The organism is Tunturiibacter lichenicola (assembly GCF_051013355.1).
GTDB classification, from domain to species: Bacteria; Acidobacteriota; Terriglobia; order Terriglobales; family Acidobacteriaceae; genus Edaphobacter; species Edaphobacter lichenicola_F.
On record NZ_CP132944.1, the window covers coordinates 2,984,009 to 3,000,493 of the forward strand.

The following is a 16,485-nucleotide window of genomic DNA, read 5'->3' on the forward strand; positions in this document are numbered from 1 at the left end:
AGTCGAACCAGCCGGAGGATGTTTCATGGGTGCCCATTCAATTTCTACTGATGCTCCTCTGAAAGATATGGATGAGTGGGATGACTTTCTCACCGGTCGATATCAAGAGGGGAAGAGCGAAGATGAATTCCGTCAATATGACGAAAAAGCTACTCCGGGTGTAGCTGAGTTCTATCGGCTCAATCATCAACATCAGACTTTTGACTACGTGATAGCGAAAGAGAAGGAGTATTTTGGGCTCAACAAGGGCGAGAAAAGTATTTGGGAGGCTGCAGAGTTTCTCAACACGCTAGTTGACGATAGCGATCCCGATACTGATCTCACCCAAATCGAGCATTTGCTGCAAACCTCAGAGGCTATTCGAAAGGACGGACATCCGCGATGGTTCGTATTGACCGGATTTATCCATGACTTGGGCAAAGTTCTTTGCCTCTGGGGTGAGCCGCAGTGGGGCGTCGTAGGCGATACTTTTCCTGTGGGCTGCGCCTATTCGAAGAACATTGTTTTTCCGGAATACTTTGCAGCAAACCCCGACATCAAGAACCCGCTTTATCAGACTAAATATGGTATCTACCAGCCAAACTGCGGACTTGAAAACGTACACCTTTCGTTTGGTCACGATGGATATATTGGCGAAGTAATGAAGAATTACATGCCGGAAGAGTCTTTATATATGCTGCGCTATCACTCCTTTTATGCAGCGCATCGGCACGGTGCATACCGCCACCTGATGAATGATCATGATACAGAGATGTTGGAGTGGGTGAACAAGTTCAACGTCTATGACCTGTATTCCAAGGGACACACAAAGCCGGATTTAAAAAATCTCAAGCCATACTACGACGATTTATTTGGTGAATTCTTTCCCCCGAAGATCAGCTGGTAAGAGTTCGATTTATCCGTCAACGATCTGAGGTGCTTTGTTTGCGTTCGCACCTGCTTGAGTTGATTTTTGTCTCTGGCTCAAATCACCACGTCGAATCAGTATCTTCTGGACGCATTGCTTCTGTGAGTACACGTCCCACAGCCGCACTTGGACGATTGATACGGAGCAGTGAAGCAAGTGTTGCCGCGATGTCCACTGGCACCACCACACCGTGGTAAGTCCCCGGCACAAATGCCGCTCCAAAGAGCTCCAGCGGAACATGCCTGTCATAGCTGTTTGCAGAGAATGCGTTGTTCCTGAACCACTCCACGGGAACTGGTACGGGTCGAAGTTTAGATGAAGAGCCCAGCCAACATAGGGTGAGTAAGTTGTCGATATGTCATCGATATCGCGGACGTTGGGGCTCCATTTACAGTAGTTGTATGACGAAATTGTCGAAAGTCGACCTGGTCGGTGTTGGGCTGAACGCCACTGATACGGTTATCCCGCTCTCAAAGTATCCGTCACGAGGCTCTAAGGTTGAGTACCGGAATGCAACTGTCTTACCTGGAGGCCAAGTCGCATCAACTGTTGTTGCGTGTCAGCAATGGGGTCTTCAGACACGCTACGTGGGGAAGCTTGGTGACGATGACGCTGCAAGACTGCATCGAGAGGCCTTTGCTCATGCAGGTGTGGAAACGAAGCTTGTCACCGTTCCAGGAGGCGCCAGCCCGCAGTCGCTGATACTCGTTGATGATGAGGGCGAACGGACTGTGCTTTGTAGGCGGGATGAAAGGCTTATTCTTCGACCCACAGAACTCGAGCGTGAATGGATCGTCAACGCCCGTGCTCTTCACATCGATGGTTACGATACCGCTGCGGCAACGATAGCTTCGCACTGGGCTCGCGCTGCGGGAATCCCGGTAATCGCGGATTTAGATGAGATCTATCCGGGCGTGGAAGATTTACTCGCGAACATTGACTATCTCATTGTGAGTCGGGATTTCCCATGTCGGCTTATGGCGGAAACCAGCTTGGAAGAAGCGCTGCGGCGGATGCAAGGCCGTTACGGATGTCTTCTCGCCGCTGCGACGTTGGGAGAGGACGGAGTGCTGGCCTGGAATGGTAAACAGTTCCACCACACTCCTGCCTATCATGTTCCTGTAGTCGACACGACCGGGGCCGGGGATATCTTTCACGCAGGATTTATCTATGGACTACTTCAAGATTGGTCGCTGGAGCGACAACTTGATTTTGCATGTGCTGCGGCAGCTTTGAATTGCATGGCAGTGGGTGCCAGAGGCGGTATCCAGTCTATCGAGGTAGTTGAGAATTTAATAGCAACCGGCTCTCGACATCATTCCACCTATTGCGCCGCGAACACAGACTGTTTACTGAGCTAACTCAAAAGAGTATGGATGTTGCATAGTGAGTGTTGTTGGCAAGTAAGATGGCCTCCTCGCTAAATTATGTCCTCATGGCGTAGCTTTCTGCCTAAGAGCGATTCTTTGTGCTGTTCGGCACTTCTTCGCCATATCTTCTCGCAAAATCTGCTCTCTCCGACCGGTCGAGTTGTTTAGCTACTCGTGATGCCTTAACGAATCTCGGGCTGCTATCGTTCGCAATTTGACCTTTCAACTCTCATTCCTACCATCAAGTGTTTCCCCTCACACTTCAGTGGCATTTTCAAGATAGAAGCTCTGTGTCTGACGCAAAAAATCGCCCCAGTTCAGGGGATTCCGCTGACACCTTAGGACTATGGCCGGGTAACGACAACTAGGGGATTCTTGTAACTGTCGAAGCAATTGAGACTTCCTTCCATCCATTCTTAGTCGGCGACCGCGCAGGCCCTAAGAACCGGCTCGTTTAGTTACGCAAAGAAACACCAAGAGCTTTCCAAATGCGCGGTTCGCCACCTGAAGGCTCCTCTATCGGGCTATTCGAAGTTACGGAGATGTATATGTCGTCCTGCTGTGTCACTGTGAAAAGCCGGTTTGGATATGTAGCGTCTGGCTACGGGGCCTTTTCAAAGATCGTTTTTGCTTTGACGGTTCTTATGATTGCGATGTCGTGTGCTGTGGCCGAATCGCAAACTGCAACGATCACTACACTCGCGGTGAATCCAGCGAGCGCAGCCAATGGCTCCGTATTCGGTATGACGGCAACAGTGAATGCAGGTGCGACGTCACTTGCGGGCGGCACAGTTACTTTCCGAGATACTTACAACGGCATCACACAGGTGCTTGGTACCGTTCAGGTCCAATCAGCCCACGGCACCAAAGGCAATGCAGTTCTCCAGCAACCATTGGGCGGAATTGGCACGCACTCTGTTGTAGCAACTTTTAATGCGCCAAAGAATTTTTCAGGTAGCTTCTCTAGTCCCGCAGCTGTAGCTACCGTTACCGGTTTATACCCAACGACGGCTAGCCTTCTTAACTCCGGAGGGTCAGCAGGCAACTGGTCACTCACTACGACGATCTTGGGAATTGGCACCACAACTCTGTCACCGACTGGAACTGTATCTCTTCTGGACACGAGCAATGCGAATCTACTCGTAGGTTCAGGCGGACTTGGCACAGGTACCGTCGGGCATCAGACGATCGTGGGCGGAAATTCTCCGATTCCTGTTGGGAACAAGCCACAAAGTGTAGTTGCGGGCGACTTCAACGGCGACGGGTTCATTGATCTTGCTGTTCTCAATGCAAGCGACACGAACATAAGCATCTTGATTGGAAATGGTGCGGGCAAATTTACCGCCACCGCAACAAAATACGCGACTGGTACCGGTCCAGTTGCCATTGTCACAGCAGACTTTAATGGCGATGGCAAACTCGATCTCGCAGTGGCAAACTCCAGCGCTGGTACGGCTGGTATCCTCATCGGAAACGGTGATGGCACGTTCAACACGCAGACCCCATATGCCGTTACTCCGCTCACAAGCTCCACATCGCTTGCAGTAGGCGATTTCGATGGGGATGGCATTCCCGATCTCGCAGTTGCAGGTAACCCCGCGACCGGTGGTGCAGTGGTCATCTTGAAGGGCGATGGAAATGGCGGCTTTACTGATCTCACGTCATCGGGAGTCGTTGTTGGCAACGCACCGTCTTCCATCGCAGTAGGAGACTTCAACAGAGATGGAAACTTAGACTTCGCGGTTGCAAACAAAAATGACAATTCGGTCAGCATCATGCGTGGTGACGGAAGCGGAACAAACTTTACTGACTTCACCTTCGGCCTCCCCAGTGGAGCTAGCCCAACTGTGATCACCGCAGTGGATCTCAATGCGGATGGAAACCTTGATCTTGTAGTCGCCGACAGCAATAACAGCAAAATTGATATTTACAAGGGAAGCGGGTCAGGCACCTTCACACTGCAGGGAACCGCTGCCACTGGCCGTACTCCCATGTCCATCACGGCGGGGGACTTCAACGCGGATGGCAAGATCGACCTTGCAGTAGCAAATTACAACTCCGCAACCGCCAGCGTGCTGCTTGGCAATGGCGATTTAACCTTTCAGCCTCAAGCAACACCAGCGGTCGGAACAAATCCCTTCTCGATAACGACAGGAGACTTCAACGGAGATGGAAGTGCAGATCTTGCAGTTGCAAATAACACTAGCAACAACGTAAGCATTCTTCTAAACGAGATCACGGATACCGCAAGTGTATTGATCACCGGAGTATCAATTCCTGGCGGTGGCAACCATAATGTCGAGGCGTCCTATCCGGGAGATTCCAGCTTCAACGCAAGCATCTCTAACACTGTGTCGCTGGCCGCGACGAAGGTAGCGACGACAGAACTCTTGAGCGCAAGCACGACCACACCTACGTATGGGCAGCAGGTGGTCCTTACGGCAACGCTGCAGAACACTCCTCTGCAGGTTGGTGCCCTGATACCAACGGGCACAGTCACATTCAAAGACGGTGGCACAACGCTCGGCTCTCCAGTGACGATCTCGGGAGGTGTGGCAACCCTTAACACGACAAGCCTCACGATAAATAGCAACAGCATTACCGCGACCTATTCCGGTGATGCTAACTTCGCAGCGAGTCCCGCATCCGCTGCGCTAAACATCACTGTGAGCCAGGCGACTCCGACCATCGCTTTCACGGTGGCGAATAAGACCTACGGGGCTGCCTCCTTCACGGTTGCTGCTACTTCAAACTCGACCGGGGCCTTTACCTACTTGGTGGTCTCGGGGCCGGCAACGATCTCTGGATCCACAGTGACCCTGACGGCGGCAGGCACGGTAGTGCTGAAAGCCTCCGAGGCTGCGGACAGCAACTATGTGGCAGCTACCCAGACGGCGACCTTCAGCGTGGCCCAAGGTACCCCGACGATTGCTTTCACGGTATCGAGCCAGACTTATGGGACTCCCTTCACGGTGGCTGCTACATCGAACTCAACCGGTGCCTTTACCTATTCGGTGGTTTCGGGACTGGCGACGGTCTCTGGTAACACGGTGACGCCGACGGGTGTAGGTACGGTGGTATTGCAGGCGTCTGAGGTTGCGGACAGCAACTATATCGCCGGTAGCAAGAACGCCACCTTCACCGTAGGCAAGGGAACGCCAACGATCACCTTCTCGGTATCAAACCAGATCTACGGTGTTACTCCCTTCACGGTTGCTGCGACTTCGAACTCGAGCGGTGCCTTCACCTACTCGGTAGTCTCGGGACCGGCTACGGTCTCTGGTTCCACTGTCACCTTGACGGGTGCAGGCACGGTGGTCTTGAAGGCCTCTGAGGCTACCAGCACCAACTACATTGCCTCAACCCAGACCGCTACCTTCACTGTGGGACAAGGTACCCCGACGATCGCCTGGGCCAACCCGGCACCAATCAGCTACGGGATGCTCCTATGGGGTGCACAACTAAATGCGTCATCATCTGTCGCAGGAACTTACTCCTACAGTCCGTCCGCCTTAACGTTACTTACACCCGGCTCTCACACTCTTAACGTCGTCTTTACCCCCACAAGCAGCAACTACACGACTGCAAGCGCCAGTGCCACACTCGTTGTAAATCTCGCAACTCCGCAGATAAGCTGGGCGACCCCAGCGCCAATCACTTACGGCACGGCATTGAGTGGAATACAACTCGATGCCACCGTAGGCATCTACAACATGGTCCCCCTGGCCTCGTTCTATAACGTCAGCGGAATTTACACCGACGGGTTGAGCTTTAACTCGGGAGGATTTGATGGAGGAGGTAGCGCCTATTCAGCCAATCTGTTGGGAACTTCTGTCACTTGGAACAACATAACCTTTCCGTTAGGTCCCGCAAATGCGCCTGATGCGGTTAGTAATACGACGGTCAGTCTCCCTCCCGGTCACTACAGCTCTCTTGCAATGCTTGGCGCGCTCGTAAATAACGCGATACCACCCTCCGGCACCTTTGTTGTCACATATACCGATGGGACAACTTCCTCAACAACTCAAAGCTTGAGCGACTGGGTTTATCCGCTGAATTATGCTGGCGAGACTAACGTAACGTGTGTTCCTTATCGCAATACGTCCGGCGGCGGCCAAGACGGGCATCTCACATGCGTCTACGGCTACCAGATTCCGCTCGACAACACGAGAATAGTTCAAAGCCTCACGCTTCCGGCTACGCGAAATATAGTAATGCTCGCCATGGCGCTTGTTGCTCCAGCTCCAGGCACTCCGCCACCTGCATTGGTGTACACGCCTTCGTTGGGCGCTATCCTGCCCACCGGAGAAAATACTCTTTCAGCCACATTCACTCCCCTTCCAGCAGACCAGCCGAACTACACGTCTGCGACCGGGAGCGTAAATCTGCTTGTAAATCCGGCAAACGCGACGACTCTCAACTGGCCCACGCCCGCACCTATCACGTATGGGACCGCCCTCAGCACCACACAACTCAACGCAGTTGCGTACACGATTCCGGGAACGACATCTGTTTCGCTCTCGTCCTACTACCGCGTGAATGCCTTTCAAACCGACGGATCGACCTTCTCGACTGGAGGCTTCGATAATAGCGGAAATGCGTACTCGTCTAACCTCGTCGGCTCTTCTATCGTCTGGCAAGGGCAAACATATTCACTTGGACCTGCGAACCTTCCGGACGCAGTCACCAGTACAACGATTGCACTTCCACAAGGAAATTTTGCTCTACTGTCAGTGATTGGTGCGTCGACTACGACTGGCCAGACCGCGCAAGCCTTAACGGTTACCTACACCGATGGCACCTCCTCAATTTTCCATATCAACCTTAGTTGCTGGACACAATCCGAGAACTATGTGGCCGAGACCATCGTTTCGACGACTGCCTATCGAAATACCGGTAGCGGAGGTCGAACAACCGGCACTGCCAATCTGTACGGATTCCAACTACCTCTCGATAACACCAAGGTGGTGCAGAGCGTCACGCTCCCGAATAATCGCAACATCGTAGTTGTGGCGATGGCGCTCAGCACGTCGTCTACTCCAACTGTAGTGCCTGGTACCTATGTCTACACTCCGCCGTCCGGAACTGTCCCCGCCGCCGGCACCGTTCCACTTAGCGTCGTCTTTACCCCTTCGAGTACGAGCTACGGGGGAGCCACAAAGACCGTGCAGCTTCAAGTCAATAAAGCCCCTCTCACGGTCACATCCAATAATGAGTCTGTTGTTTACGGCAACGCTGTACCTGCTTACACCTCTTCAATTACCGGCTTCGTGAACGGGGATACTCAGTCGAGCTCTGTTACAGGATCCCCAATCTTAACCACAACTCCGGCAGCGCCTGCTGCGGCGGGAATTTACCCGATCACGGCAACGCTCGGCTCTCTTGCCTCCAGTAACTACAGCTTTACCTTCCCACCGCCACCGCCGGGCAGCCTCACCATTACCCAGAGCAGTGCGTACACCATCACCTGGAACTCCGCGACCGTTACTTATGGGGCCGCCACTATTGGGTCAGGTTCGCTCAAAGCTACGGCAAGTATCCCAGGCACCTTTACGTACAGTCCGGCAGCAGGGACAGTGCTTCCGGCCAGCGCCACTCCGGTGGTCGTGACCGCGACCTTCACCCCAACCGACACGGTCGACTACGCGGGCCAGAGCGCAACGGCCAGCATCACCGTGACCCCTGCGGTCCTGACGGTCAAGGCAAACAGTTTCTCCCGTGCGTATAACACTCCGAACCCGACCTTTACCGGTAGCATTACCGGTGCCGTCAATAGCGATACCTTCACCGAGAGCTTCTCAACGACCGCGGTACTCACTTCGGCTGCAGGCCCGTATCCCATCACTCCTACCGCTGCTGGCGCCAACCTCAGCAACTACACCATTACGAACAGCCCTGGTACCCTGACGATTACCCAGAGCAGCGCCTACACCATCACCTGGCCGAGCCAGTCGATCGTCTACGGGACCGCGATCGGCGGAGCGACCGGGATCAAGGCGACGGCCTCGATCGGGGGCAGCTTCACCTACAGCCCGGCCGCAGGCACGGTGCTCCCAGTGAGCGCGACCCCGGTAGTCGTGACCGCCACCTTCACCCCAACCGACACGGTCGACTACGCGGGCCAGAGCGCGACCGCGAACATCACCGTGACCCCTGCGGTGCTGACGGTCAAGGCCGTGGATGCGACCCGCCCCTACGGCGCCGCTGACCCAACCTTCACCGACACCATCACGGGCTACGTCAACGGCGACACGTCCTCCGTAGTCACGGGCACAGCAGCTCTCACCTCGACCGACACCGCGACCTCGCCGGTCGGGAGCTACCCGATCACGGCCGCAGTGGGGACGCTGACCGCCAAGAACTACAGCTTCGTCTTCACCCCCGGGACCCTGACGGTGACCCAGGCCACCGCCAGCGCGTACACCATCACCTGGCCAAGCCAGTCGATCGTCTACGGGACTGCGATCGGCGGCGCCACCGGGATCAAGGCGACGGCCTCGATCGGGGGCAGCTTCACCTACAGCCCTGCCGCAGGCACGGTGCTCCCGGTCAGCGCGACCCCAGTGGTGGTGACCGCCACCTTCACCCCAACCGACACCACCGACTACGCGGGCCAGGTCGCGACGGCCAGCATCACCGTGACCCCGGCGGTGCTGACGGTCAAGGCCGTGGATGCGACCCGCCCCTACGGCGCAGCTGACCCAACCTTCACCGACACCATCACGGGCTACGTCAACGGCGACACGTCCTCCGTAGTCACGGGCACAGCAGCTCTCACCTCGACCGACACCGCGACCTCGCCGGTCGGGAGCTACCCGATCACGGCCGCAGTGGGGACGCTGACCGCCAAGAACTACAGCTTCGTCTTCACCCCCGGGACCCTGACGGTGACCCAGGCCACCGCCAGCGCGTACACCATCACCTGGCCAAGCCAGTCGATCGTCTACGGGACTGCGATCGGCGGCGCCACCGGGATCAAGGCGACGGCCTCGATCGGGGGCAGCTTCACCTACAGCCCTGCCGCAGGCACGGTGCTCCCGGTCAGCGCGACTCCAGTGGTGGTGACCGCCACCTTCACCCCAACCGACACCACCGACTACGCGGGCCAGGTCGCGACGGCCAGCATCACCGTGACCCCGGCGGTGCTGACGGTCAAGGCCGTGGATGCGACCCGCCCCTACGGCGCAGCTGATCCAACCTTCACCGACACCATCACGGGCTACGTCAACGGCGACACGCCCTCCGTAGTCACGGGCACAGCAGCTCTCACCTCGACCGACACCGCGACCTCGCCGGTCGGGAGCTACCCGATCACGGCCGCAGTGGGGACGCTGACCGCCAAGAACTACAGCTTCGTCTTCACCCCCGGGACCCTGAGCATCACCCAGGCCACCGCCAGCGCCTACACCATCACCTGGCCGAGCCAGTCGATCGTCTACGGGACTGCGATCGGCGGCACCACGGGGATCAAGGCGACGGCCTCGATCGCGGGCAGCTTCACCTACAGCCCGGCCGCAGGCACGGTGCTCCCAGTCAGCGCCACCCCGGTAGTCGTGACCGCCACCTTCACCCCAACCGACACGGTCGACTACGCGGGCCAGAGCGCAACGGCCAGCATCACCGTGACCCCTGCGGTGCTGACGGTCAAGGCCGCGGATGCGACCCGACCCTACGGCGCAGCCGACCCGACCTTCACCGACACCATCACGGGCTACGTCAACGGCGACACGCCCTCCGTAGTCACGGGCACAGCAGCTCTCACCTCGACCGACACCGCGACCTCGCCGGTCGGGAGCTACCCGATCACGGCCGCAGTGGGGACGCTGACCGCCAAGAACTACAGCTTCGTCTTCACCCCCGGGACCCTGAGCATCACCCAGGCCACCGCCAGCGCCTACACCATCACCTGGCCGAGCCAGTCGATCGTCTACGGGACCGCGATCGGCGGCGCCACGGGCATCAAGGCGACCGCCTCGATCGCGGGCAGCTTCACCTACAGCCCGGCCGCAGGCACGGTGCTCCCGGTGAGCGCCACTCCGGTAGTCGTGACCGCCACCTTCACCCCAACCGACACGGTCGACTACGCGGGCCAGGTCGCGACGGCCAGCATCACCGTGACCCCTGCGGTGCTGACGGTCAAGGCCGCGGATGCGACCCGACCCTACGGCGCAGCTGACCCAACCTTCACCGACACCATCACGGGCTACGTCAACGGCGACACGTCCTCCGTAGTCACGGGCACAGCAAGCTCTCACCTCGACCGACACCGCGACCTCGCCGGTCGGGAGCTACCCGATCACGGCCGCAGTGGGGACGCTGACCGCCAAGAACTACAGCTTCGTCTTCACCCCCGGGACCCTGACGGTGACCCAGGCCACCGCCAGCGCGTACACCATCACCTGGCCAAGCCAGTCGATCGTCTACGGGACTGCGATCGGCGGCGCCACCGGGATCAAGGCGACGGCCTCGATCGGGGGCAGCTTCACCTACAGCCCGGCCGCAGGCACGGTGCTCCCGGTCAGCGCGACTCCAGTGGTGGTGACCGCCACCTTCACCCCAACCGACACCACCGACTACGCGGGCCAGGCCGCGACGGCCAGCATCACCGTGACCCCGGCGGTGCTGACGGTCAAGGCCGTGGATGCGACCCGCCCCTACGGCGCAGCTGATCCAACCTTCACCGACACCATCACGGGCTACGTCAACGGCGACACGCCCTCCGTAGTCACGGGCACAGCAGCTCTCACCTCGACCGACACCGCGACCTCGCCGGTCGGGAGCTACCCGATCACGGCCGCAGTGGGGACGCTGACCGCCAAGAACTACAGCTTCGTCTTCACCCCCGGGACCCTGAGCATCACCCAGGCCACCGCCAGCGCCTACACCATCACCTGGCCGAGCCAGTCGATCGTCTACGGGACTGCGATCGGCGGCGCCACGGGCATCAAGGCGACGGCCTCGATCGCGGGCAGCTTCACCTACAGCCCGGCCGCAGGCACGGTGCTCCCAGTCAGCGCCACCCCGGTAGTCGTGACCGCCACCTTCACCCCAACCGACACGGTCGACTACGCGGGCCAGAGCGCAACGGCCAGCATCACCGTGACCCCTGCGGTGCTGACGGTCAAGGCCGCGGATGCGACCCGACCCTACGGCGCAGCCGACCCGACCTTCACCGACACCATCACGGGCTACGTCAACGGCGACACGCCCTCCGTAGTCACGGGCACAGCAGCTCTCACCTCGACCGACACCGCGACCTCGCCGGTCGGGAGCTACCCGATCACGGCCGCAGTGGGGACGCTGACCGCCAAGAACTACAGCTTCGTCTTCACCCCCGGGACCCTGAGCATCACCCAGGCCACCGCCAGCGCCTACACCATCACCTGGCCGAGCCAGTCGATCGTCTACGGGACCGCGATCGGCGGCGCCACGGGCATCAAGGCGACCGCCTCGATCGCGGGCAGCTTCACCTACAGCCCGGCCGCAGGCACGGTGCTCCCGGTGAGCGCCACTCCGGTAGTCGTGACCGCCACCTTCACCCCAACCGACACGGTCGACTACGCGGGCCAGGTCGCGACGGCCAGCATCACCGTGACCCCTGCGGTGCTGACGGTCAAGGCCGCGGATGCGACCCGACCCTACGGCGCAGCCGACCCGACCTTCACCGACACCATCACGGGCTACGTCAACGGCGACACGTCCTCCGTAGTCACGGGCACAGCAGCTCTCACCTCGACCGACACCGCCACCTCGCCGGTCGGGAGCTACCCGATCACGGCCGCAGTGGGGACGCTGACCGCCAAGAACTACAGCTTCGTCTTCACCCCCGGGACCCTGAGCATCACCCAGGCCACCGCCAGCGCGTACACCATCACCTGGCCGAGCCAGTCGATCGTCTACGGGACCGCGATCGGCGGCACCACCGGGATCAAGGCAACGGCCTCGATCGCGGGCAGCTTCACCTACAGCCCTGCCGCAGGCACGGTGCTCCCGGTCAGCGCGACCCCGGTAGTCGTGACCGCCACCTTCACCCCAACCGACACGGTCGACTACGCGGGCCAGAGCGCGACGGCCAGCATCACGGTGACCCCGACGGTGCTGACGGTCAAGGCCGTGGATGCGACCCGCCCCTACGGCGCCGCTGACCCAACCTTCACCGACACCATCACGGGCTACGTCAACGGCGACACGTCCTCCGTAGTCACGGGCACAGCAGCTCTCACCTCGACCGACACCGCGACCTCGCCGGTCGGGAGCTACCCGATCACGGCCGCAGTGGGGACCCTGACCGCCAAGAACTACAGCTTCGTCTTCACCCCCGGGACCCTGACGGTGACCCAGGCCACCGCCAGCGCCTACACCATCACCTGGCCGAGCCAGTCGATCGTCTACGGGACTGCGATCGGCGGCACCACGGGCATCAAGGCGACGGCCTCGATCGGGGGCAGCTTCACCTACAGCCCTGCCGCAGGCACGGTGCTCCCGGTGAGCGCGACCCCAGTGGTGGTGACCGCCACCTTCACCCCAACCGACACCACCGACTACGCGGGCCAGGTCGCGACCGCCAGCATCACCGTGACCCCTGCGGTGCTGACGGTCAAGGCCGTGGATGCGACCCGACCCTACGGCGCAGCTGACCCAACCTTCACCGACACCATCACGGGCTACGTCAACGGCGACACGTCCTCCGTAGTCACGGGCACAGCAGCTCTCACCTCGACCGACACCGCGACCTCGCCGGTCGGGAGCTACCCGATCACGGCCGCAGTGGGGACGCTGACCGCCAAGAACTACAGCTTCGTCTTCACCCCCGGGACCCTGAGCATCACCCAGGCCACCGCCAGCGCCTACACCATCACCTGGCCAAGCCAGTCGATCGTCTACGGGACTGCGATCGGCGGCACCACGGGGATCAAGGCGACGGCCTCGATCGCGGGCAGCTTCACCTACAGCCCGGCCGCAGGCACGGTGCTCCCAGTCAGCGCCACCCCGGTAGTCGTGACCGCCACCTTCACCCCAACCGACACGGTCGACTACGCGGGCCAGAGCGCAACGGCCAGCATCACCGTGACCCCTGCGGTGCTGACGGTCAAGGCCGTGGATGCGACCCGCCCCTACGGCGCAGCCGACCCGACCTTCACCGACACCATCACGGGCTACGTCAACGGCGACACGTCCTCCGTAGTCACGGGCACAGCAGCTCTCACCTCGACCGACACCGCGACCTCGCCGGTCGGGAGCTACCCGATCACGGCCGCAGTGGGAAGCCTGACGGCCAAGAACTACAGCTTCGTCTTCACCCCCGGGACCCTGAGCATCACCCAGGCCACCGCCAGCGCCTACACCATCACCTGGCCGAGCCAGTCGATCGTCTACGGGACTGCGATCGGCGGCGCCACGGGCATCAAGGCGACCGCCTCGATCGCGGGCAGCTTCACCTACAGCCCGGCCGCAGGCACGGTGCTCCCAGTCAGCGCCACCCCGGTAGTCGTGACCGCCACCTTCACCCCAACCGACACGGTCGACTACGCGGGCCAGGTCGCGACGGCCAGCATCACCGTGACCCCGGCGGTGCTGACGGTCAAGGCCGTGGATGCGACCCGCCCCTACGGCGCCGCTGACCCAACCTTCACCGACACCATCACGGGCTACGTCAACGGCGACACGTCCTCCGTAGTCACGGGCACAGCAGCTCTCACCTCGACCGACACCGCGACCTCGCCGGTCGGGAGCTACCCGATCACGGCCGCAGTGGGGACGCTGACCGCCAAGAACTACAGCTTCGTCTTCACCCCCGGGACCCTGAGCATCACCCAGGCCACCGCCAGCGCCTACACCATCACCTGGCCGAGCCAGTCGATCGTCTACGGGACTGCGATCGGCGGCGCCACGGGCATCAAGGCGACGGCCTCGATCGGGGGCAGCTTCACCTACAGCCCGGCAGCCGGCACGGTGCTCCCAGTGAGCGCGACTCCAGTGGTGGTGACCGCCACCTTCACCCCAACCGACACGGTCGACTACGCGGGCCAGAGCGCGACGGCCAGCATCACGGTGACCCCGGCGGTGCTGACGGTCAAGGCCGTGGATGCGACCCGACCCTACGGCGCAGCTGACCCAACCTTCACCGACACCATCACGGGCTACGTCAACGGCGACACGTCCTCCGTAGTCACGGGCACAGCAGCTCTCACCTCGACCGACACCGCGACCTCGCCGGTCGGGAGCTACCCGATCACGGCCGCAGTGGGGACGCTGACCGCCAAGAACTACAGCTTCGTCTTCACCCCCGGGACCCTGAGCATCACCCAGGCCACCGCCAGCGCCTACACCATCACCTGGCCGAGCCAGTCGATCGTCTACGGGACCGCGATCGGCGGCGCCACGGGCATCAAGGCGACCGCCTCGATCGCGGGCAGCTTCACCTACAGCCCGGCCGCAGGCACGGTGCTCCCGGTCAGCGCGACCCCGGTAGTCGTGACCGCCACCTTCACCCCAACCGACACGGTCGACTACGCGGGCCAGAGCGCGACGGCCAGCATCACCGTGACCCCGGCGGTGCTGACGGTCAAGGCCGTGGATGCGACCCGCCCCTACGGCGCCGCTGACCCAACCTTCACCGACACCATCACGGGCTACGTCAACGGCGACACGTCCTCCGTAGTCACGGGCACAGCAGCTCTCACCTCGACCGACACCGCGACCTCGCCGGTCGGGAGCTACCCGATCACGGCCGCAGTGGGGACGCTGACCGCCAAGAACTACAGCTTCGTCTTCACCCCCGGGACCCTGAGCATCACCCAGGCCACCGCCAGCGCCTACACCATCACCTGGCCGAGCCAGTCGATCGTCTACGGGACCGCGATCGGCGGCGCCACGGGCATCAAGGCGACCGCCTCGATCGCGGGCAGCTTCACCTACAGCCCGGCCGCAGGCACGGTGCTCCCGGTGAGCGCCACTCCGGTAGTCGTGACCGCCACCTTCACCCCAACCGACACGGTCGACTACGCGGGCCAGGTCGCGACGGCCAGCATCACCGTGACCCCTGCGGTGCTGACGGTCAAGGCCGCGGATGCGACCCGACCCTACGGCGCAGCCGACCCGACCTTCACCGACACCATCACGGGCTACGTCAACGGCGACACGTCCTCCGTAGTCACGGGCACAGCAGCTCTCACCTCGACCGACACCGCCACCTCGCCGGTCGGGAGCTACCCGATCACGGCCGCAGTGGGGACGCTGACCGCCAAGAACTACAGCTTCGTCTTCACCCCCGGGACCCTGAGCATCACCCAGGCCACCGCCAGCGCGTACACCATCACCTGGCCGAGCCAGTCGATCGTCTACGGGACCGCGATCGGCGGCACCACCGGGATCAAGGCAACGGCCTCGATCGCGGGCAGCTTCACCTACAGCCCGGCCGCAGGCACGGTGCTCCCGGTCAGCGCGACTCCAGTGGTGGTGACCGCCACCTTCACCCCAACCGACACGGTCGACTACGCGGGCCAGAGCGCGACGGCCAGCATCACCGTGACCCCGGCGGTGCTGACGGTCAAGGCCGTGGATGCGACCCGACCCTACGGCGCAGCTGATCCGACCTTCACCGACACCATCACGGGCTACGTCAACGGCGACACGTCCTCCGTAGTCACGGGCACAGCAGCTCTCACCTCGACCGACACCGCCACCTCGCCGGTCGGGAGCTACCCGATCACGGCCGCAGTGGGGACGCTGACCGCCAAGAACTACAGCTTCGTCTTCACCCCCGGGACCCTGAGCATCACCCAGGCCACCGCCAGCGCCTACACCATCACCTGGCCGAGCCAGTCGATCGTCTACGGGACCGCGATCGGCGGCGCCACGGGCATCAAGGCGACCGCCTCGATCGCGGGCAGCTTCACCTACAGCCCGGCCGCAGGCACGGTGCTCCCGGTGAGCGCCACCCCGGTAGTCGTGACCGCCACCTTCACCCCAACCGACACGGTCGACTACGCGGGCCAGAGCGCGACGGCCAGCATCACGGTGACCCCGGCGGTGCTGACGGTCAAGGCCGTGGATGCGACCCGCCCCTACGGCGCCGCTGACCCAACCTTCACCGACACCATCACGGGCTACGTCAACGGCGACACGTCCTCCGTAGTCACGGGCACAGCAAGCTCTCACCTCGACCGACACCGCGACCTCGCCGGTCGGGAGCTACCCGATCACGGC

At 61.2% G+C, this 16,485-nt stretch carries 2 protein-coding genes and 2 pseudogenes; all 4 read left to right on the plus strand.

Going from position 1 to position 16,485, the window contains the following annotated elements; translation table 11 throughout:
- Nucleotides 1-25 precede the first annotated feature (25 nt).
- The gene (locus tag RBB82_RS12725; RefSeq protein ID WP_433970902.1) at nucleotides 26-886 is read left to right on the plus strand and encodes an inositol oxygenase family protein; all 861 of its coding nucleotides are present in this window, start codon (nucleotides 26-28) and stop codon (nucleotides 884-886) included.
- A gap of 422 nt (nucleotides 887-1,308) precedes the next feature.
- On the plus strand, nucleotides 1,309-2,268 hold the full coding sequence (locus RBB82_RS12730) for a carbohydrate kinase family protein (protein ID WP_433970904.1): 960 nt from the start codon (nucleotides 1,309-1,311) through the stop codon (nucleotides 2,266-2,268).
- Nucleotides 2,269-3,020: 752 nt separating this feature from the next.
- Nucleotides 3,021-10,502, plus strand: a pseudogene (locus RBB82_RS12735) (MBG domain-containing protein); the annotation flags it as partial.
- A 70-nt stretch (nucleotides 10,503-10,572) separates the two neighbouring features.
- Nucleotides 10,573-16,407, plus strand: a pseudogene (locus RBB82_RS12740) (MBG domain-containing protein); the annotation flags it as partial.
- Nucleotides 16,408-16,485: the final 78 nt, after the last annotated feature.

Coding starts and splice junctions, on each gene's coding strand:
- RBB82_RS12725 (WP_433970902.1), top strand. CDS start 26: ATGGGTGCCCATTCAATTTCTACTGATGCTCCTCTGAAAGATATGGAT.
- RBB82_RS12730 (WP_433970904.1), top strand. CDS start 1,309: ATGACGAAATTGTCGAAAGTCGACCTGGTCGGTGTTGGGCTGAACGCC.